Source organism: Tateyamaria rhodophyticola (genome assembly GCF_047777875.1).
GTDB lineage: Bacteria > Pseudomonadota > Alphaproteobacteria > Rhodobacterales > Rhodobacteraceae > Tateyamaria.
The window spans coordinates 2,834,021-2,854,103 of sequence record NZ_CP180519.1; the positions used below are offsets into that span (position 1 = coordinate 2,834,021).

Annotated in this window: 22 protein-coding genes; 7 read left to right on the forward strand and 15 right to left on the reverse strand. The window is 63.0% G+C overall.

What is annotated here, in order from left to right:
- The first annotated feature begins 94 nt into the window (after positions 1–94).
- Positions 95–1,303 carry a pyridoxal-phosphate-dependent aminotransferase family protein gene (locus ACERHN_RS15430; protein ID WP_415919907.1) on the forward strand — a complete coding sequence of 403 codons (1,209 nt, stop codon included), beginning with the start codon at positions 95–97 and terminating at the stop codon, positions 1,301–1,303.
- Here the strand turns inward: ACERHN_RS15430 and ACERHN_RS15435 are convergent.
- Both ACERHN_RS15435 and ACERHN_RS15440 read right to left on the reverse strand, forming a co-directional pair.
- The gene (locus ACERHN_RS15435) at positions 1,300–1,518 is read right to left on the reverse strand and encodes a hypothetical protein (RefSeq protein ID WP_415919908.1); all 219 of its coding nucleotides are present in this window, start codon (positions 1,516–1,518) and stop codon (positions 1,300–1,302) included. The two genes, ACERHN_RS15430 and ACERHN_RS15435, sit on opposite strands and share 4 nt — an antisense overlap.
- 54 nt (positions 1,519–1,572) lie before the next feature.
- Entirely contained in the window at positions 1,573–2,688 is a 1,116-nt protein-coding gene (locus ACERHN_RS15440; protein WP_415919909.1) for a pyridoxal phosphate-dependent aminotransferase, read from the reverse strand.
- Between the two features lie 95 nt (positions 2,689–2,783).
- Here ACERHN_RS15440 and ACERHN_RS15445 point away from each other — a divergent pair, with 95 nt between their 5' ends.
- Positions 2,784–2,948, forward strand: coding sequence for a Tat pathway signal protein (locus ACERHN_RS15445; RefSeq protein WP_415919910.1), 165 nt, complete (start codon positions 2,784–2,786; stop codon positions 2,946–2,948).
- Positions 2,949–3,005: 57 nt separating this feature from the next.
- Positions 3,006–3,803: a crotonase/enoyl-CoA hydratase family protein gene (locus ACERHN_RS15450; RefSeq protein ID WP_415919911.1), complete on the forward strand. Its 798-nt coding sequence runs from the start codon at positions 3,006–3,008 to the stop codon at positions 3,801–3,803.
- Positions 3,804–3,908: 105 nt separating this feature from the next.
- Here the strand turns inward: ACERHN_RS15450 and ACERHN_RS15455 are convergent, their stop codons facing one another.
- Entirely contained in the window at positions 3,909–7,025 is a 3,117-nt protein-coding gene (locus tag ACERHN_RS15455) for a valine--tRNA ligase (protein WP_415919912.1), read from the reverse strand.
- A 168-nt stretch (positions 7,026–7,193) separates the two neighbouring features.
- On the opposite strand from ACERHN_RS15455, the gene ACERHN_RS15460 reads away from it, so the two are divergent.
- A complete protein-coding gene (locus ACERHN_RS15460; RefSeq protein WP_415919913.1) occupies positions 7,194–9,491 on the forward strand; it encodes a xanthine dehydrogenase family protein molybdopterin-binding subunit in 2,298 nt (765 codons plus the stop codon).
- Positions 9,469–10,560, forward strand: coding sequence for a DUF2235 domain-containing protein (locus ACERHN_RS15465; RefSeq protein WP_415919914.1), 1,092 nt, complete (start codon positions 9,469–9,471; stop codon positions 10,558–10,560). Before ACERHN_RS15460 ends, ACERHN_RS15465 begins: the two co-directional genes overlap by 23 nt.
- A gap of 13 nt (positions 10,561–10,573) precedes the next feature.
- Here ACERHN_RS15465 and ACERHN_RS15470 read toward each other — a convergent pair whose 3' ends face one another.
- From ACERHN_RS15470 to ACERHN_RS15480, 3 genes are all read right to left on the reverse strand, one after another.
- Positions 10,574–11,092, reverse strand: coding sequence for a MarR family winged helix-turn-helix transcriptional regulator (locus ACERHN_RS15470; protein ID WP_415919915.1), 519 nt, complete (start codon positions 11,090–11,092; stop codon positions 10,574–10,576).
- An 81-nt stretch (positions 11,093–11,173) separates the two neighbouring features.
- The gene (locus ACERHN_RS15475) at positions 11,174–11,434 is read right to left on the reverse strand and encodes a succinate dehydrogenase assembly factor 2 (RefSeq protein WP_415919916.1); all 261 of its coding nucleotides are present in this window, start codon (positions 11,432–11,434) and stop codon (positions 11,174–11,176) included.
- Positions 11,427–11,825 carry a helix-turn-helix domain-containing protein gene (locus ACERHN_RS15480; protein ID WP_415919917.1) on the reverse strand — a complete coding sequence of 133 codons (399 nt, stop codon included), beginning with the start codon at positions 11,823–11,825 and terminating at the stop codon, positions 11,427–11,429. Before ACERHN_RS15480 ends, ACERHN_RS15475 begins: the two co-directional genes overlap by 8 nt.
- Before the next feature lie 93 nt (positions 11,826–11,918).
- Between ACERHN_RS15480 and ACERHN_RS15485 the strand changes: the two genes are divergently transcribed.
- Together ACERHN_RS15485 and ACERHN_RS15490 are read left to right on the forward strand one after the other, a co-directional pair.
- Entirely contained in the window at positions 11,919–13,121 is a 1,203-nt protein-coding gene (locus ACERHN_RS15485) for a pyridoxal phosphate-dependent aminotransferase (protein ID WP_415919918.1), read from the forward strand.
- A gap of 11 nt (positions 13,122–13,132) precedes the next feature.
- Complete coding sequence (locus tag ACERHN_RS15490; RefSeq protein WP_415919919.1) at positions 13,133–13,537, forward strand: hypothetical protein; 405 nt, start codon at positions 13,133–13,135, stop codon at positions 13,535–13,537.
- On the opposite strand, the gene ACERHN_RS15495 is transcribed toward ACERHN_RS15490, so the two are convergent.
- The 9 genes from ACERHN_RS15495 to ACERHN_RS15535 all read right to left on the reverse strand — a co-directional run bounded on the left by ACERHN_RS15495 (position 13,538) and on the right by ACERHN_RS15535 (position 20,023).
- Positions 13,538–14,905: an MATE family efflux transporter gene (locus tag ACERHN_RS15495; protein WP_415919920.1), complete on the reverse strand. Its 1,368-nt coding sequence runs from the start codon at positions 14,903–14,905 to the stop codon at positions 13,538–13,540.
- A gap of 207 nt (positions 14,906–15,112) precedes the next feature.
- Positions 15,113–15,556, reverse strand: coding sequence for a D-aminoacyl-tRNA deacylase (gene dtd / locus ACERHN_RS15500; protein ID WP_415919921.1), 444 nt, complete (start codon positions 15,554–15,556; stop codon positions 15,113–15,115).
- On the reverse strand, positions 15,557–16,219 hold the full coding sequence (locus tag ACERHN_RS15505; RefSeq protein ID WP_415919922.1) for a nitroreductase: 663 nt from the start codon (positions 16,217–16,219) through the stop codon (positions 15,557–15,559). It abuts the gene before it with no gap.
- On the reverse strand, positions 16,216–17,334 hold the full coding sequence (locus ACERHN_RS15510) for a primosomal protein N' (replication factor Y) - superfamily II helicase (protein ID WP_415919923.1): 1,119 nt from the start codon (positions 17,332–17,334) through the stop codon (positions 16,216–16,218). The genes ACERHN_RS15505 and ACERHN_RS15510 overlap by 4 nt, the downstream gene beginning before the upstream one ends.
- Positions 17,331–17,744: a hypothetical protein gene (locus tag ACERHN_RS15515; protein WP_415919924.1), complete on the reverse strand. Its 414-nt coding sequence runs from the start codon at positions 17,742–17,744 to the stop codon at positions 17,331–17,333. The genes ACERHN_RS15510 and ACERHN_RS15515 overlap by 4 nt, the downstream gene beginning before the upstream one ends.
- Before the next feature lie 346 nt (positions 17,745–18,090).
- Positions 18,091–18,627, reverse strand: coding sequence for a cytochrome b/b6 domain-containing protein (locus ACERHN_RS15520; protein WP_415919925.1), 537 nt, complete (start codon positions 18,625–18,627; stop codon positions 18,091–18,093).
- 64 nt (positions 18,628–18,691) lie between these two features.
- The gene (locus ACERHN_RS15525; RefSeq protein WP_415919926.1) at positions 18,692–19,048 is read right to left on the reverse strand and encodes a hypothetical protein; all 357 of its coding nucleotides are present in this window, start codon (positions 19,046–19,048) and stop codon (positions 18,692–18,694) included.
- An 88-nt stretch (positions 19,049–19,136) separates the two neighbouring features.
- Positions 19,137–19,670, reverse strand: coding sequence for an SRPBCC domain-containing protein (locus ACERHN_RS15530; RefSeq protein ID WP_415919927.1), 534 nt, complete (start codon positions 19,668–19,670; stop codon positions 19,137–19,139).
- Complete coding sequence (locus tag ACERHN_RS15535) at positions 19,667–20,023, reverse strand: ArsR/SmtB family transcription factor (protein WP_415919928.1); 357 nt, start codon at positions 20,021–20,023, stop codon at positions 19,667–19,669. Before ACERHN_RS15535 ends, ACERHN_RS15530 begins: the two co-directional genes overlap by 4 nt.
- Positions 20,024–20,083: the final 60 nt, after the last annotated feature.

A 20,083-nucleotide genomic window follows, 5' to 3' on the forward strand; every position in this document is an offset into this window, starting at 1 on the left:
TCCGGCATGCATGGGCAAGCGTCGGGCGCACCGATTGACGCGGCGCGGACGCGCGCTAGGGTGCGGCACGAAGCGACGCAATGGGATTCCCGCAATGTCTGATTTCTCCTCATCCGGCCGGGGCCGGGAATACCTTGCCATTCCGGGCCCTTCGGTGATGCCGGAGGCGGTGCTGCGGGCCATGCACCGCGCGGCCCCAAACATCTATGAGGGCAGGCTGATCGAGCTTGCGGCGAGCCTTGGGCCGGACCTGCGCGCCGTCGCGCGCACATCGGGCGATGTGGCGATGTATATCGGCAATGGGCACGCCGCGTGGGAAGCGGCGCTTGCCAACACGATTGCACCCGGTGACACCGTTCTGGTGCCTGCCACAGGCCGGTTCGGGCATGGCTGGGCCGAGATGGCCGAAGGTCTCGGGGCCGAGGTCGAGATCATCGATTTCGGCAAATCCGCCCCGTTTGACGCGGCCCACGTGGCCGAAGCGTTACGGGCAGACACCGGGCACAAGATCAAGGCCGTGCTGGCCGTCCACGTAGATACATCCACATCAATTCTGAATGATATCAAATCATTACGGGACGTTTTGGATGCAGAAGATCACCCGGCGCTGTTAATGGCGGACTGCATCGCATCGCTCGGGTGCGACCGGTTCGAGATGGACGCCTGGGGCGTCGACGTGATGGTGACCGGCTGTCAAAAGGGGCTGATGGTGCCGCCCGGCATGGCCTTTGTGTTTTTTGGGCCCAAGGCGGCAGCGGCGCGCGCGGCCATGCCGCGGGTCAGCAAATACTGGGACTGGGTGCCACGCGCCAATCCGCAGGAATTCTATCAGTACTGGAACGGCACGGCGCCGACGCATCACCTCTATGGTCTGCGCGTCGCGCTCGACATGATCCATGCCGAAGGGATCGAAGCGGTCTGGGCGCGCCATACCCTTCTGGCGCGCGCCATCTGGGCCGCTTGCGAGCGGTGGGCCGAAGGGGGCGCCTTTGCGATGAACGTAACGGACCCCGCACACCGCAGCACCGCCGTCACCGCGCTGCGCCTGCCCAGTCCGCAGGCCACGGAGCTGCGCCGCTGGGTCGAGGGTCATCTGGACCTGACGCTCGGGATCGGGCTTGGCATGGCGGAACCGGGTGATCCGGCGCGCGACGGCTTTTTCCGGCTTGGCCATATGGGGCACGTGAACGGTCACATGATCCTTGGCATGCTGGGCGGGATCGAGGCGGCCCTGACGGCGCTTGATGTACCAAAGGGCAGCGGCGCGCTCGAGGCGGCGGCAGCTGTGATTGCCGGCGGCTAGACCTGTTTGCCGCGCCGGATGGACGCCGCCTGACGTGCGGCGGCCCACGCGCGCATCCGGTCCATCAGGTGGTTGACGCCAAGCGCCAGCAAAAACGCAGCGATCAGCCCCCAGATCGCCCAGATTGCGACCAGGATCCAGGTGATGTTCACACCGAACATGACGATGCAGGCGTTGGTGTAATTCGGGGCTGTGCCCTGTTTGTGATCATCCATGACAGTCTCACGCGGCGGTCTGCCTGAAAGACTATAGTGTGACAAAATGTCCTGTCATCCGGAATTCGCCTGTGTTCGCGCGTCCGTGAGCGCGCCGGGCAGCGCCGCTGCAAAGGCGTCCAGATCGGCGTGCGTCCCGCAGCTGACCCGGATGCACCGGTTCTGCGGAGCCGCAAACGGCATGCGCACAAAAATCCTGCGCGCGATCAGGCCGTCCAGCACCGCCTTGGCAAAGGCGCCGTCGCCGCCGCAATCGATGGCCACGAAATTCGCCGCAGAGGGCAGGGCGGTCAGGCCATTGGCCGTTGCGATCTGCGCGATGCGGGTTCGGGCGGCGTCAATCTGTGCGATCACTTCGGTCAGGTAAGCCTGATCCTCCAGCGCGGCCAGAGCACCGGCCTGCGCGGCCCGGTTCATGCCGAAATGGTTGCGCACCTTGTTGAAGGCGAGAATGAGGTCCGGCGCCCCCATGGCATAGCCGACGCGCGCCCCGGCCAACCCGTACGCCTTTGAAAACGTGCGCATGCGGATCACCCGCGGGTCGTCGATGGCGATGTCCGGAAGGGCGGCGGCAGGCGCGCAATCGGCATAGGCTTCGTCGAGGACGAGGAGCGTGCCAGAGGGCAGGGCATCCAGCGCTGCGGTCAAATCTGCGCCGTCGTGCCAGCTGCCCATCGGATTGTCGGGATTGGCCAGATACACCAGCTTGGCGTCGACCTCCGCCGCTTTGGCAAAAAGCGCGGCGGGGTCTTCGTGATCGTCACGGTAAGGCACCTTGTGCAGCGTGCCGCCATATCCCGTCACGTGGTAGTTGAAGGTCGGATAGGCCCCGTCCGACGTGACTACAGCATCCCCCGGTCCCACAAACAGTCGCACCAGATACCCCAGCAGCCCGTCGATCCCTTCGCCCACCATGATGTTGTCCGGCCGGACACCGTGGTGGGACGCAAGCGCCTGGGCCAGGTCGTGGTTTTCCGGATCGCCATAGTTCATGTGGTCTGCGGCGGCCATGGCCTGCACCGCCTTGGGGGACGGCCCAAAAACACTTTCATTTGCGCCGAGCCGCGCGGCAAAGGCTTCGCCCCGTGCACGCTCCTGCGCTTCGGGTCCCACAAAGGGCACGGTGGCGGGCAAGCTGGCGGCGAGCGGGGTCAGGCGAAAATCGGTCATGGGGCAGGGGTAGCGCGCAGGCCGCGCGGCTGCAACATTTGGAGACGGTGTACCGCGCCCCTATATTGAGAATCGTTCGCAACTGGAGATGTGATATGGTGAAGATGACGCGACGGGGGTTCCTTGCAACTGCGGCAGCCGCGACGGGGGTACGCTTGGTGCCAGGTGTGGCCGCCCGAGGCGGCGGGCGGCGCATTCTGACGTTGGTCTATGACAAGGGGCTGGGCATGATGCGCGCGGTGGAGCGCGTGGTGCCCTGACGTTTCACTGGCGCACCTGCGCGCTTTGCGATTGTCTGGCCCAAAGAGGAGCCCGCCATGACCGACCCCCGCGTCACCATCACCTATGACAACCACATCGCGCATGTGAAACTGACCCGCCCGGACAAGATGAACGCGGTGGATCAGGCCATGATTGATGCCGTGATCGCGGCGGGCCTCGAAGTGACGACGTCGGATGCGCGGGTTTGCGTTGTGTCGGGCGCGGGCAAGGCCTTTTGCGCCGGGATCGACATCGGCAGTCTGGGGGCGATGATCGGACAGGATCCCGGCACCTTGCTGATGCCGCGCACCCATGGGGACGGGACGACAAATCAGTGGCAGGAGGTCGCGATGGTCTGGGCCCGCTGTCCGATCCCCGTCATCGCCGCCGTGCACGGGGTCTGCTACGGCGCGGGCATGCAGCTTGCCCTTGGGGCGGACATCCGGATCGCGGCACCCGATGCGCGGTTTGCCGTGATGGAGATGAAGTGGGGGATCGTCCCGGATATGGGTGGCATGGTCCTTTTGCCGAGGTTGGTGCGGTCGGATGTGTTGCGCAAGCTGACCTATACGGCTGAACCGGTTTCGGCGGATCAGGCGGAGGCCTGGGGCCTCGTCACAGAGTTGGCCGAAGATCCACTGGCCGCCGCGATGGCCTTGGCCGAGGCCCTGACGCTGAAATCTCCGGCTGCGTTGCGCGCGGCGAAGGCGTTGATCGGCTACGCCGAGACGCACGGAGGCGCGGAGGTGTTGATCGAAGAAAGCCGGGTGCAGGCCGGATTGATCGGGACGCCGGAGCAGATGGAAGTCGTCGCGGCCCAGATCCAGAAACGCGCGCCGGTGTTCAAGCTGTAAGCGGGCGCGCAGCGATCCAATTGACGCTGCGCGACGCCATGTTTTAGGGGGCTCTGCCCCCGCGCGTGCCGCGCTCCCCCGTGGTATTTCCGGCCAGAAGAAGGATCAGAGTTCCTTGAGGCGGGTGAGGGCCTCTTGGAGTTTGGATTCTTCCTCTTCGCGCAGCATCAGGTTGGCTTTGGTTTCCTCGACCACTTCTGCGGGAGCGCTTTGTGCGAATTTGGGGTTTTTGAGGCGTCCGCGGAGGCCGCCGAGCTCCTTGGCGAGTTTTCCGAGGGTTTTTTCGAGGCGGGCGATTTCTTCGGTAACGTCGATGACGTCTGCGAGCGGCAGGCCGAAGGTGCCGCCTGAGACGGCGAGGGCGACCGTGCCTTTGGGAAAGTCGGTGACTTCGGTGAGGGCCTCAAGCCGGGCGAAGCGGTGGATGAGCGCCTTGTTGCGGTCGTATGCGGCCTTGGCTTGGGGCTCGAACCCTTTGACGACGCAAGGAACGTAGGCGCCGGCGGGGACGTGCATCTGGGCGCGGGCGGAGCGGATGGCTTCGATCAGCTTGATGACCCAGCCCGTTTCAGCGTCGGCCTCAGCGTCCACCAGATCGGTGGTGTAGGTGGGCCAGTCGGCGTGGATGAGGCGTTTGGGGCGCTGTTTTTGCTGCCACAGCTCTTCGGTGATGAAGGGCATGATCGGGTGCAGCAGGATCAGGCATTGGTCCAGCGCCCAGGCGTAGGTGGCCTTGGTTTCGGCGATCTCTTCGGGCGTGCCTTCGTCGAAGATGGGTTTGGTGAATTCGAGGTACCAGTCGCAGAAAGTGTTCCAGGTGAAGGCGTAAAGCGCGCTGGCCGCGTCGTTGAAGCGGTAGTCGGTCAGGGCCTGATCCACCGTCTCGCGCGTTTTCGCGATTTCGCCTTTGATCCAGCGGTTGAGCGGGTGTTTGGTTTCCGGGATGTCCGCGCTGTGCGGCAGGTCGAAGGTGCCGCGCATCTCGCCGTAGCTGGCGGCGTTCCAGAGTTTGGTGCCGAAGTTGCGGTAGCCCGCGATGCGCTGGGTGTCGAGTTTGAGCGTGCCGCCGAGGCTCGCCATCGCGGCGGAGGAGAAGCGCAGGGCGTCGGCGCCGTATTCCTCGATCAGGTCGAGCGGGTCCATGACGTTGCCGGTGGATTTCGACATCTTCTTGCCCTTGGCGTCGCGGACGAGGCCGTGGAGGTAGACGGTGTCGAAGGGGATTTTGTCGGTGACCGCCAGTTGCATCATCATCATGCGGGCGACCCAGAAGAACAGGATGTCTTGGCCGGTGATGAGGTCACTCGTTGGGAAGTACTTTTGCAGTTCTTCCGTGTCCTCAGGCCAGCCGAGGGTGCCGATGGGCCAGAGGCCGGAGGAGAACCAGGTGTCGAGGACGTCGGGGTCGCGAACCAATGAAATCCAAAACTGGTCTTCATCGGTGATCTCGCCACCAGTTCCGAGCAAACTGACTTGGGTATGCAATCTTGGATGCATTGACCCTACGGTTCCGCTCTCTTTGGCCAGCCCGATTTTAAAGCGCTCGCCGTAATACTCTTGCGCGCTCTCAAGAACGGCTTTTTCGTCGGCGCCGCAGAATGCAATGGCCTTGTCGAGTTTCCACCAATAAGTCTCGTCCGCGCCTTCGCGCTCACGTTGATCAGCGATTGCCTCATGGAGAAAGTCGTTGTCAAACCTTGGTCCGTACCAAACCGGAATTTGGTGCCCCCACCACAGCTGGCGCGAGATACACCACGGCTCAATATTTTCGAGCCAGTGGTAGTAAACCTTCTCCCCGCTCTCCGGCAGGATTTTGACGTCGCCGTTTTTGACGGCATCCAGCGCGGGGCCTACGATTTTGGCGGTATCTACGAACCATTGGTCGGTGAGCAGGGGTTCGATGACGACTTTGGAGCGGTCGCCGAAGGGCTGCATGATGGGTTTGTTTTCGACAAAGGGGATATGCGTCAGTGCATGCAGAAACTCGCCGTCTTCTGCATTTTCCCACTCGGGATTGGGCACCTCAACGGCATTGCCCTCGGCTGTGATGTCCGCCACCACTTTGGCGCGGGCCTCCTCGCGGGTCAGGCCGCGATATGAGTCGGGCACAAGGTTCATGGCTGCAACCATCGCCTCATCGAAGGGCTGTGATCCCATCGAGATGGCTTGGGCGATGGCGGCCTCTTCGGCGTAGGGTTTGCCGTCTGCGCGCATGTTCGCTTTTGTGTCCATCAGGTTGTACATCGGGATGCCGCCGCGTTTGGCGACCTGATAGTCGTTGAAATCGTGCGCGCCTGTGATCTTGACCGCACCCGAGCCGAAATCGGGGTCCGGGTATTCGTCGGTGATGATCGGGATCAGGCGGCGATGTTCTTTTGGCCCGACGGGGATTTCGCAGAGTTTTCCGACAATTGGAGCGTAGCGTTCATCGGATGGGTGAACCGCAACCGCGCCATCGCCCAGCATCGTTTCCGGGCGTGTAGTGGCGATGGAGATGTAATCGCGTTCCTCTTCCAGAGTGACGTTACCATCCTCGTCTTTTTCGACATAGGTGTAGGTCTCGCCGCCCGCTAGCGGGTATTTGAAGTGCCACATGTGGCCCGGCACCTCGATATTCTCAACCTCGAGATCGGAGATGGCCGTTTCAAAATGCGGGTCCCAGTTGACCAGCCGCTTGCCGCGGTAGATCAGGCCCTTGTTGTACATCTCGACGAACACCTTGATGACGGCGTCGTGGAAGTTGCCTTCATTCCCCGCAGGCGCACCCGGCGCGCCGGACATGGTGAACGCCTCGCGCGACCAGTCGCAGGAGGCGCCGAGACGTTTGAGCTGGCTCACGATTGTGCCGCCGCTTTCGCCTTTCCACTCCCAGACCTTTTCGAGGAATTTTTCCCGGCCCAGAGCCACGCGGCCCGGCTGCTGGGTCTCGGCCAGACGGCGTTCGACAACCATCTGCGTGGCGATGCCTGCGTGGTCTGTGCCGGGTTGCCAGAGCGTGTCGAAGCCGCGCATCCGGTGCCAGCGCACGAGGATATCCTGCAACGTGTTGTTGAACGCATGGCCCATATGCAGCACGCCGGTTACGTTGGGCGGCGGGATCATCACGCAGTAGGTCGCGGCGTCGGTGCGCGCGTTCGCGCCCGCAGTGAAACAACCCGCACTCTCCCAGTCGGAATAGATGCGCGCTTCGACCTCTTTTGCGTTGAATTTCCCCAGAGCCATGGGCCTGATCCTTTTGATGTGCTGAGCCCGTGAGATAGCGAAGGGGGACGGGCGGGGCAATAAGGCGTTTTCGCAACGGACTGGCCCGCGTTCGGCTCTGGACAAGGGGCGTGCAACCGCTAGGTTCAGCCCGAAGCAAAGCGCCCGTTTGTGCGCGAGGAGACCCCCATGGAAAAATTCGGAAAAAGCCAGCCTATCGCCCGCCGTGAAGACATCCGGTTTCTGACGGGGGACGGGCGGTATGTTGACGATATCGCACCGGCCAATGCGTTTCAGACCTTTGTGTTTCGCTCACCCGTGGCGCATGGCGTGATCACGACGCTGGATGTGGCGGACGCGCGGGACGCGGACGGGGTGCGGGCGGTCTATACCTGCGCGGATCTCGAGGCGGCGGGCGTTCAGACATTGATGTCTGCCACATTGATCAAGAACGAAGATGGCAGCGACGGGGCGCGCACCGACCGCCACGTGTTGGCCAAGGACCGGGTGCGGTTTGTCGGCGAACCGGTGGCCTTTGTCGTGGCAGATACATTGGCGCAGGCGCGGGACGCGGCCGAACTGATCGACTTCGACTATGACGAATTGCCGGCCAAGATGGACATGGCGCCGGGCGGCGAGACGCTGCACGACACGGCGCCTGACAATGTGGCCTATGACTGGGTCCTGGGCGATGAGGACGCGACGCGGGCGGCGTTTGATGCGGCGGACCGCGTGGTTCGGCTGGACGTGGGGGACAACCGCGTGATCGTGAATTCGATGGAGCCGCGCGGATGCTATGCCGAAATGGAAGGCGACCGGCTGCATGTGGCCGTGAACGGGCAGGGCGTGTGGGGCCCCAAGAGCAACATTTCTGAAGCGCTCGGGATGGATGCCGACATGGTGCGCGTCACAAATCCCGATACCGGCGGCGGTTTCGGGATGAAGGCATTTCTCTACCCTGAAAACATCCTTGTGCCATTTGCCGCGCGTGCCCTCGGGCATTCGGTGCGCTGGATGTCGGAGCGCACGGAGGCGATGCTGTCGGACAATGCGGGGCGCGACCTGACGACGCTTGCCGAACTGGCCTTTGACGCGGACGGGCGGATCACGGCCTATCGCAGCCTGATCAAGGCCAATATGGGCGCCTACAACTCGCAATTCGCGCAAGCCATCCAGACACAGCTGTATTCCCGCGTGCTGACCGGTGTGTACGACATTCAGACCGTGTTCATGCGCAGTCAGGGCTTTTTCACCAACACCACGCAAGTGGACGCCTACCGGGGCGCAGGGCGGCCCGAGGCGATCTATACGCTGGAACGGGTCATGGACCGGGCCGCGCGCGAATTGGGGATGGATCCGCTGGCGCTGCGCCGCCGCAATTTCGTGCGTCCCGATCAGTTTCCCTATGACACGCCGGTGGGCGAGACCTATGACGTGGGCGACTTCGACAAGGTGCTGCGCCGTGCCGAGGCGGAGGCGGATCTGGCCGGGTTCGCGGCGCGCAAGGCGGCCGATGCGGCACAGGGAAAGCTGCGCGGGCTGGGTCTGTGCTACTACATCGAAAGTATCCTCGGCGATCCTGCGGAGACGACCAAGGTGGAATTCGCCAAGGACGGCCGCGTTCTGATCTATGTCGGTACGCAATCGAACGGGCAAGGGCACGAGACGGTCTATGCCCAGTTCCTGAGCGATCAGACGGGCGTGCCGGTGGACCGGATCGACGTGGTGCAGGGTGACAGTGACAAGATCAAGCAGGGTGGCGGCACCGGTGGATCGCGGTCCGTGACGGTACAGAACAACGCCACGCTCGCGACCGTGGGCGCAATGGTCGACGGCTTTACTGCCTTTTTAGCCGATGAGACGGGTGTGCCCGCCTCCGAGATCACCTTTGATGATGAACGGTTTCGGGTCGAGGGGTCGAACCTGAGCCCCACCATGATCGAAGTGGCGGACATGGCGCGCGAGGCCGGGCGCGATGACCTGATGGTGCATGAACGCCGCGTCAAACTGGAGGCGCGCAGTTTCCCCAATGGCTGCCATGTTACAGAGGTTGTGATTGATCCCGACACCGGCGTGGTGACCACGGACCGCTATACGGTGGTGGATGATTTTGGCAATCTTATCAACCCGATGCTCGCCGAAGGACAGGTGCACGGCGGCGTTGTGCAGGGCATCGGTCAGGCGCTGACCGAGCATGTGCATTTCGATGAAGACGGCCAATTGCTCACAGCAACGTTCATGGATTATGCCTTGCCGCGTGCGGCGGACGTTCCCATGATTGGGTTCACGTCGGAACCGGTTCCGTCCACGGCCAACATCATGGGTATGAAAGGCTGTGGCGAGGCGGGGACGGTCGGAGCGTTGGCCGCGGTCTCCAACGCGGTGCAGGACGCGCTATGGGAGCGTGGCGTGCGCCAGGCGGATATGCCGTTCACGCCGCAACGCGTTTGGGACTTGCTTGCACATGGTGCTGTCGCGGCTGAATAAACGCATTTCCAACTGGTTGCAGAACCAGTTCGGACAGGGGCTGCCAGAGGTGGCCCCGCCGGTGCGCGGCCAGACGACACATGTCATCATCATCGACGGCACCTTGTCGTCGCTGGAACCCGGTCAGGAAACGAATGCCGGCCTGGCGGCAAAGCTGTTGCAAGAGGTCGGCGGACCGGTGTCGGTCTATTACGAGCCGGGGCTGCAATGGTCCAACTGGCAGCGTGCGGGTGACGTGATCTTTGGGCGCGGCATCAATCGGCAGATCCGGCGGGCCTATGGATATCTGGCATCCCGCTACCGACCGGGGGACCGCATTTTCCTGATGGGGTATTCGCGTGGTGCCTATGCCATCCGGTCGCTGGCGGGCGTGATCGATCGGGTGGGGCTTTTGCGTGCGGAACATGCGACCGTCCGCAATATCCGCAGCATATACCGCCATTACGAATGCACTCCGGACAGCGCGGCGGCAACGCAATTCTCGAACGCCATGTGCCACAAGGCGGTGGAGATCGAGATGATCGGCGTGTGGGACACGGTCAAATCTCTGGGCCTGAACATGCCGGTGTTGTGGCGTCTGAGCGCACCGCGCCATGCCTTTCACAACCACCACCTGGGCAAGTCGGTCAAGCGGGGCTTTCACGCGCTGGCCCGTAATGAGACCCGCGTGGCCTATGCACCGGTGATGTGGGACACGACCGAAGATTGGGACGGGCATCTGGTGCAGATGTGGTTCCGTGGCACCCATGGCGACATCGGTGGACAATTGGCGCATCGCGATTTTGCGCGTCCCCTGTCGAACATCCCCTTCGTCTGGCTGATGACCGAGGCCGAGGGCTGCGGTCTGCCCCTGCCGGAGGGTTGGGTTTCGCGTTACCCTCAGGATCCCGCCGCGCCGTCCATCGGGACATTTGCCGGGTATGGGCGATGGTTCATCACGCGCAAGGCGCGCAAGGTCGGTCTTGATCCGTCGGAGCGGGTGCATCCGACCGTTGCACAGGCACCGCCCCCCAAAACCCTGTTCGACAGGCTTGCCGACTGGCGTGGCCGCGGTATTGACGCCGCCTGAAGGCCGGTTTGGGTCAGTAGATGTACCGGATCTGGTCCGTCCAATACCGTTCGACCCGTTTCAGCGACCCGGTGATGTCTGTGATCCCCTCGGGGCCAAGTACGCCGCGCGATTGCAGCCCTTCGGCGTGCCGCTCGAACAGTTCCGATACGACCGTGCGGATATGCCGGCCCTTTTCCGTCAGGCGCACCCGGACCGAGCGGCGGTCAATCTCGCAACGCTGGTGATGCATATACCCCATCTCCACCAGCTTCTTGAGGTTGTAGCTGACGTTTGAGCCCTGATAATAGCCACGACTCTTCAACTCGCCCGCTGTCACCTCATTGTCGCCGATATTGAACAGCAACAGCGCCTGCACCGCGTTGATTTCCAACACGCCAACCCGCTCAAACTCATCCTTGATCACGTCGAGCAACAGCCGGTGCAGCCGCTCCACCAGCGACAGTGCCTCCAGATAGGCCATCATGAACCCGCGGTCGCCCATCGGTTCCGCGACATCCGGCGCCGTCTTTATCGGGTCTTGAATACTCATCGAAATCTCCGATTCCTTCTGCTCACCCGAGAACATGAGCGGAATTCGGAAATTTTCGGTTAAAAGTCTAAGGTGTTGAAATCACGTTTGAAAAGTCATTGCGATTTCGTCCACGAGCGCCTGAAAACGATCCGGAGCAGGGACTTGCCCGGTCACCCAAGTATACAAATCCTGATCATTCTCCGACAGGAGCGCATCATAAAGGTCCAGCTGCGCCTCGGTCATGCCGTTGAGCGTAGTGGCGGCATAGGCCGACAGGATCAGGTCCATTTCCTTGATCCCGCGCCGCATCGACCGCATGTGCAGCCGCTTGAGCCGGTGTTCGCGCAGTTCTTCACCCATCCGCTGGCTGCTCCAGTGCCGCGCGCAGGCGTTTTTCCAGGCGCCCCACCTGTTCGGCCCGTTTCAACAGATCCGCACGCAAATCCCGCATCTCGATCATCAGGTCGCGCACCGTTTCATTGACCGGACCCGCCTCGGACGGCGCATCGATACCCGTGCCCTCACCGGTGATAAGCCACATCATCGACACGTTGAGAATGCCCGCCATCATCGACAGCCGGTTGGCGCGCGGTTCGCTCAAGTCCTCTTCCCAGGCGCGCAAGGTCGCAAGACGCACGCCCAAACGCTTGGCCAGCTGTTTTTGCGTCATGCCCGCCTGTTCGCGCGCGCCGGCGACACGGTCGCCGAATGTGGCCGCATCTTCGCTGTACCAGTCCTGATGATCTTCCATTTGACAACTCCTTGAGCGGATTGAGTGGTTGATCGCCTGAGATGCGATGCGTATCACAACGCCGTTTACCCTGTTAACCCGCTGAGGCCCACCATGACATTCCTTTCCGCGACACTCGACCGCGTCAAACCGTCCCCGACCGTGGCCCTGACGGGCAAGGTCGCCGCGCTCAAGGCGGAGGGGCGGGACATCATCGGACTTGGCGCAGGTGAGCCGGATTTCGACACGCCGCAGAACGTCAAGGATGCCGCCGTGGCCGCGATCGAGGCGGGCAAGACGAAATACACCCCCGTGGACGGCATTGCCGAGCTGAAAGAGGCCATTGTGGCCAAGCTGAAGCGGGACAATGACCTCGACTACACCGCGGCACAGGTGACCGTCGGTACGGGGGGCAAACAGATCCTTTACAACGCGCTGATGGCGACGCTGAACGAAGGGGACGAGGTTGTCATTCCCGCGCCCTACTGGGTCAGCTACCCGGATATGGTGCTGCTGGCGGGCGGGACGCCCGTGATTGCAGAAGCGTCGTTGCAAACCGGGTTCAAGCTGACCGCGGATCAACTGGAAAGCTGCATTACCGACAAGACCAAATGGCTGATCTTCAACTCGCCCTCCAACCCGACTGGCGCGGGCTATACCCGCGACGAACTCAAGGCGATCACCGATGTGCTGATGCGGCACCCGCAGGTGTGGGTCATGTCAGATGACATGTATGAACACCTCGTTTATGGCGATTTCGAGTTTACCACGCCCGCTCAGGTGGAGCCGCGCCTTTATGACCGGACGTTGACGGTGAACGGGGTGAGCAAGGCCTATGCCATGACCGGCTGGCGCATCGGATACGCCGCGGGACCCGAGCCCCTGATCAAGGCGATGCGCAAGGTGCAGTCGCAATCCACATCGAACCCCTGTTCCATCAGCCAGTGGGCCGCCGTTGAGGCGCTCAACGGCACACAGGATTACATCGCGCCCAACAACGCGGTGTTCAAACGGCGCCGGGATCTGGTGGTCGACATGCTGAACGCCGCCGAAGGCATCCGCTGCCCGGTGCCGGACGGGGCGTTCTATGTCTATCCGTCGATTGCGGGCTGCATCGGCAAGATTTCGGCCGGGGGAACACAGATCACGGATGACGAGGCGTTTTGCTCTGCTCTGCTGGAAGAGACCGGCGTTGCGGTGGTCTTTGGCGCGGCATTCGGGGTATCGCCAAACTTTCGCGTCAGCTACGCTACGTCCGATGAGGCCCTGAAAGAGGCCTGTACCCGCATCCAGAGCTTCTGTGCGGGCCTGACATAACGAGGGATGCTATGGGCACCGAGCTTCCAGAATACTATTTCCGTGTGCGCGAAAACGGGGCGGCGGTCTTCCGAGTGGACACGGAAAACCGCCAGCGCCGGATCGAGATGGACCAGATTGCGGTGATCAACATCCGCAATGGCGAAATTAAGCCGCACGGAGATCGGGAGCTGTCGGACGCGGATCTGACGCGGATCAAGGCGTGGATGCAGGAACGCACCGAAGTCCTGGCGCATCGGGACATCGACGACATCCACCGGGCGGTGGATTACCTCAACCTGACCACCCATTGGGCGCAATCGCGCGCCACTGAAGAGCAGTTGGAGGCGGTGACAGATGCGCTTCTGCTGGCGATGCATGACCTGCGGTCGGTGCTGGTGCGCAAAAAGGCCGACCGGCTGATGAAGGCGCGCTGATCAGGCGTGCGCCGCCGCCGCCTCGGAGCGGACGAGGCGCGGCATCGAGGTGCGCCAGAACCGCAGCATCAACGCCACCCCGGCAAGCGCCAGCCCGACCACAAGGCCCAGCCAGATGCCCACGCCGCCCCAGCCCAGCACAAAGCCAAACAGGTACGAGCAGGGGATGCCGATCCCCCAATAGGACAGCCCGGCATAGATCATGGGCACGGTCGTGTCCTGGACCCCGCGCAAGAGGCCAAGGGCAATCACCTGCGCGCCGTCCACCAGCTGGAAAATCGCGGCCATGGCCAGCAGGACGATGCCAATGGCCAATATCTCGTCCCGACCGGCCACATCGCGGCCCAGAAACAGGCTGATCAACGGTTCTGGCACCGCCACGAACAGGACAATTGTCGCGAGCGCCATCGCAACGCTCAGCGCGATTACCGTCTTTGCCCCGCGCACCATATGCGGCAGGTTGTGCCGCCCCATGGCATTGCCCGCCCGGATCGTGGCCACGTTGCTCAACCCGAGATGCACCATGAACGTGATGGAGGCCAGTTGCAGCGCAATGCCGTGCGCGGCCTGCGGGATCTCACCCAGCCATCCCATCATGAATGCGGACGCAGCAAACAGGCCCACCTCGCTCAGGTTCGTCAGGCCAATGGGCCAGCCCAGGCGGAATACCCGGCCCAGCATTTCCCAATCCGGCCGCCAGAGCCGGGCAAAGATCGTATGTTCCGGCAGCTGCACCGCGACATAGATCAGCACACCGATCAGCATGACGACCTGCGTGACCAGGGACGCCAGCGCCGCCCCCGCGATGCCCATTTCCGGCGCCCCCCAATAGCCGAAGATCAGCGCGTAATTGGCCAACGCGTTGATCAACGCGGCAATGGCGGTGATCCAGAACACGATCTGTGTGCGTTCCAGCGCTGCGAGGTAACTCTTGAGCGTCATCACGATCAGCGCGGGGAATATCCCCCAGCCCGCGATGCGCAGATACTCTGCCCCCAATCGCGCGACGTCCTCTGTCTGGCCAAGCGCCAGCAGGATCGGTTCGGACCAGATCATGAGCGGCATCGACAGCGCCGCAAACGCAAGGCTGAGCCACAGGCCCATGCGCGTGGCACGGCGGATCGCGGTGTCATCCTCCTCTGCGTGGGAGGCCGCAACCATCGGCATCACCGCCCAGGCAAAGCCGGAGCCCATCAGGAACAGCACAAAGAACCACGACCCCGCCGCGGTCAGCGCGGCCAGCTCTGTCACCCCGTACCAGCCCAGCATCATGGTGTCGGTCACCCCGATGGCGACCTGACCCAGATGCCCGCCGATCAACGGCAGGCCAAGCACCGCGATCGCGCGGGCGTGTGCGGGATAGGACATGACTTGCATCCTTCCGCATTACGCGTCTTGGCGGACAATAGAAAGAGGGTTGTGTGGGGCTGGATCGCAAAGGCGACGTGCACAATGCGTCTAATAAACTATTTTTATTTCAGTGCATTGAAGCGGGTACATAATGTCATGCACTCAAGTGAGTAACTCGCCAGTCATCGCCGTTATCTGCGGAACGGAACGCCCACAGCGTGCGACTCAGCCATCCGTATCCAGCCAGATCGTGACCGGCCCGTCATTGACCAGAGCGACCGACATATCCGCCCCGAACTGACCCGTTTCAGTCGGAATGCCAAGGGTCTTGAGGGCATGCGCAAACTGGAGATAGAGCGTTTCGGCCTCACCCGGTTTCGCCGCACCGGAAAAACCGGGGCGGTTGCCGCGCGACGTATCGGCGGCCAGCGTGAACTGGCTGACGACCAGGGCGCTGCCCCCGGTTTGCAGCAGCGACAGGTTCATCTTGCCCGCGTCGTCCTTGAACAGGCGCAGCTTGGACACTTTGGCGGCAAGCGTGCGCACCGTGTCTAGATCATCGCCGGGCATGGCGCAGACGAGGATCAGCAGACCCGGACCACAGCGCCCGACGAAGTGACCGTCAACCGTGACAGACGCCTCGGTCACCCGTTGCAACACCGCCCGCATCTAGTCACGCCACGCGATGACGTCGTTCACATCTGCCCGCTCGGTGCGGAAACCGTTGGCGGGGTGCGTGTCGTCGGCATACCCAAAGGAGATCGCGCACAGGATCATCCGGTCGTCGGGAATCTCGAAATGGCGGCGCACGAAGGGGGCCTGCGCTGCGATGGCGGCCTGCGGGATGGTGGCAACGCCCCGTGCGGCAGCGCCGAGACAAAAGGCGGTGACAAAGCCGCCTGTGTCCATCGCGCCATACGGTCCCAGCACGCGCGGTGAGGTCACGATGGCGACGTGGGGCGCACCAAAGAGCCGGTAGTTTTCCATCATTTGCTGCGCCGATGCGGCCCGGTCCGCCTTTTCGATCCCGACCGCATCATAGAGCTGAAATCCGCAGGCGCGGCGGCGCGCGCCATAGACGCCGGGATAGCCTTCGGGCCAGGGCATGTCGGGCGCGGGTGGCGTGTTTTGCGCCACCTCGTAGAGGGCGGTGCGGAACCGGTCCGTCCCGGCCCCGCGCGTGATGATCACCTGCCACGGCTGCGCATTGCACCAGCTTGGCACCTTTTGGGCGGTGGCAGTGATGGCCGTGATCGTGTCGTCCGCCACCGGGTCCGGCCGGAAGGCACGGCATGAATAACGGGCGTCGAGGGCGGCATCGAGGTCCATCATTGCTGCAACGCCACGCCATAGCCGATGGCCGCCGCCACGATCAGGCCCAGCACGACGGCAACGGCAATCTTCCAGGCCGACCACGGGCGCTCACCCTGCACACGACCGGTACGGCCGTTCACCACAAACCGGTACGTCTCGCCCCGGTACTTGTACGCCGCCAGCCACACGGGCAGCAGCACGTGTTTGAACGTGATCTTGCCCAGCTTGGTATCGACAGAATGGATCCGCTGCCGGTCGCCGCCAATGTCGAATTTGATGTCGCGGGCAATGATCCGGTCCATGTAACCGCGCGCCTGTTCGAACCCGTCCTCCAGCTCGACGCCGTACCCTTCGGCGCGGAACCCGGCGAGGAATTCGGGCGCATAAGGCTCCATTTCGGACAGATCCCAGGGTTCCAGCGCGTCGGTGTAGCGCTTGGGCAGCGAAGTGGAGGCCAGCACGAGCACATCATCGAAGAAGCGCGCAACCTTGCCCCGCACGCGGTTCCAGCGCACCTTGGCCACGCGCACCTGTTCACGTTTGCCGTCGCGCATCACGGTCTGCGTTTCGTAGTACACGGTGCCGCGTTCGCCGGTATAGCCGCTGCGCGTGTCCGCATCGAAGGTCCAGTAGGGCACATAGATCCCCTGCATCGCGCGCCCCTTGCGGGCATAATCCTGCAGACCCGATGGCGCGAACCACAAACGGCCAAGCCATGTGGTCATGGCATCGCGCGCCTCGCGTTCGCTCAGCGCAAAGGGCAGGACGCCTTTGGGCTTGATATGGCGGTGTGATCCGGTGTCCGTGACCACGGGTGTTGCGCAAAACGGGCATTCCGTGGCGTGAATGTCCGCATCAAACTCAACCTCAGCCGCGCAATTGGGACATTTGGAAACGCGCGTCTCCTCGATCTCTGCCGTGGGCAGTTCGGCGCGCAAGGCCGCGCGGTAGTCAAGTTCGATCAGGGCGGCAGGACCGGCTTCGGTCCCTTCGATCGTCCCGGTGTTGCCGCAATGATCGCAGGTCAGGCCGCGCGTGCGGGGATCATATCGGAAATCAGCCCCGCAATTGTCACAGGGAAAGCGGTGTTCGCTGGTCGGGCTGGCCGCATCAAGGGGGGGCAGATCGCTCATAGCATTCCGTGCATGGAAGTGGGGGTGATCCGGCGCAACGCACCATCGCCAAGGGCCGTGTGCCGCCACAGGTGGAAAATCGCGTGCAGGCTGGACGCGGACATCAGGTAGAAGTGATACTGCCGAATGTCCTGGACCGGCGTGATTGCGACGTGCCAGAGGGTCGCCGCAGCGGTCGCGCCGAGTGCCGCGTACATCGCCCGGCTGAGCCACGGGTGGGCCACGCGCAACGTGCCGGTCAGCCTGGGGCCGGGGCCGTTCATCAGCCCGTGGGTGATCGCCAGAACACACAAGGCAAGCCCGGCACCGCCAAAGAGCCACGACAGCACCGGCAGCGGGCCACCGGCCACAAGCAGCACCAGCGCCAGAAGGCTGATCCAGTGGAGCGTGATGGTGGCGGTGCGGCGCATGGCACGCGGTCCTCGGTCCTGTGTGTGACGCATCCCGCGCGCTTTAAAGGCGCGCAGTGGTGCTGAGCAAACCATAGAGCCGCCGCGGGCGAAAGACCACATGCGCCGCAGCGCTCTACGGAGAGTTGAAAAGGACGTGGCCCCAGGGGCGTCGGGGCTGTTTTCTGCGGCGCGGGAAAGAGACCGGAGATGGGGGGCGGGACATATCCGAAACCACGAGGCCTGATGCGGCAGGACTGTTCGGAGCGGGGTGGAATTGGGCCCGGCGGCGCGATATCGGCAACACGCGTCCGACATTCTCGCTCAGCGGACGTATATCAACGCACTTATACCTGATGCGATGACCCTACAGGTATTTGTGCAGTTTCCGCGGCACCATGATGCGCAGCGCATTGTCGCGCAGGCGGTAGTGGCGCCAGATGTGAAACCCCGCATGCCCCGCCGCCACAACGCCCAACGCATAGAACTGGATAATGTGCACCTGCCCCACGATGTGATTTGCGGTGCGCAGGCCAAGCGGTGGGGCAATTGGCAGGAACCCACCCGCCTTCAGCAGCGTATGCGAGGTCAGGCCCAGCAGAAATCCGGTGAACGCCACAAAGAACAGACCCCAGATCAGGGTCAGGTGCATCGCCCGGTGCACCCGGCGCAACCGCCCGTTCAGCTTGGGGCCCGGACGCCCGGCAAGACCCCGTCGCAGCAGATCGGCAAACCACGCAAGGCTCAGCGAGACAAACACGAGCGCCAGCATCGAATGCACCTGAAACGCGGTCGGTCCAAACGGAACGACCACGTCGGGCGTTACGATGAGGAACCACACAAACAGCGGCACCATAAGCCAGTGCAGCCATTTCAGCGCGGTACGTCGGGCGGGCCATTGCATGATCCGAGGGTGTCACGCCGTCCGCCGGTGTCAAGGGCGGTCCGGCGTGCAGGGTCTGCGCGCCTCAGCGCAGGCGGCGCGCGGCCCAGAGCAGGATCAGCGTCACGGTCATAACCGCTGCGCCCACGCCATAATCCTCGCCCGTAGGCGTGCCAAAGGTGAAGAGCCAGCTAAAGTAGATCGCGGCGGCAACCAGCGATGTCGCGAACGCGGCGGCTGCGCGGGCCGGAGCAAACGCAAGTGCGGCGGCACCGACAAGCCCCGCGGAGCAGGCCACGGCATAGACAATCCAGATTACAAGCGGTGCGGCCGCTGCATCAGCGACATAGCCCGCGATGGCCTGCGACAGGCCAAAGGCATACCAAAGTGCTGCCACGGGGGCTGCGATACGGGGCAGGCGGGTGAGGGTCCGGGTGGTCATGGTCAGTCTCCTTTTCTGACAAATGGGCAATAGGGGAGGGATCGCGTGCGGGGCACGCGTTGCTTGCAAGATGGGTGGAGGGGCGCGCCTACATCTTGTCGCGCCCGACAAGCGGCCAGTGTTCGACGGCCTGCGATTTCTTGGCGAGCCGGGCAAACACCGGCCCGAGCAATCCCACCATGCGCCCGGTAAATGCGGGTCGGCCGGTTTCACACAACGCCTTGAGATTGCCCGCGATAAACCCTTGGGACGACACCATTTCCTTGGCCAGTTTGCTGCCGGGGACAAGGTCATCGATGCGCAATTCAAACTCGGTCCCGCCGTCCTTTTCGCTGAGCGTATAGGTGACGGTGACGGGCGGTTCGTCGATATTGGTCATGGTGAACGTGTGGGCATAGACATGCGGCGGCTCGAACCGCAGCACATCGCCTACAACCATCGCAACCTTGCGATTGGCACTGACCATGCGGTAACGCGCCCCGGGCTTCAGCCCATCGCTCGTCTCGCAGACAGAGCCGAAGAAGAACGGCAGCGCTTCGTCCGTCTTGACCAGCGTGTTCCACACCGTCTCAATGGGCGCGTTGATCGTCACGCGGTGGATATTCGTTGTGGTTTCGGTCATGGGTCCGGGTCCTTCTTGGTCTGGCCTGCCGCGGCTTCGGCCACGGATTTGATGAGGCTCATCCGGTCGAGCCAATGCGCGGAAAACGTGTCGGTCCAGCGTTCGTAGATCGCCTGAATGGGCACGGCGTTCAGGTAGAGACGGCGCGTGCGCCCCTCCTTTTCGCTGATCACGAGCTGCGCCTGTTCCAACACCTTGAGGTGGTTCATCACCGCGATGCGCGTCACGTCGAAATGACCGGCCAGCGCGCCGACGGTCATGCCCGGTGTATCGCGCAGCAGATCCAGCATCTCGCGCCGGTTGGTGTGGGACAGGGCCGCAAAGACGCGGTCCATTTCGGAATCGGTAAACATGTAATTACATAATTACATGTTTACCGATTCTGTCAATACTTCACACGGCGCAAACGCAAA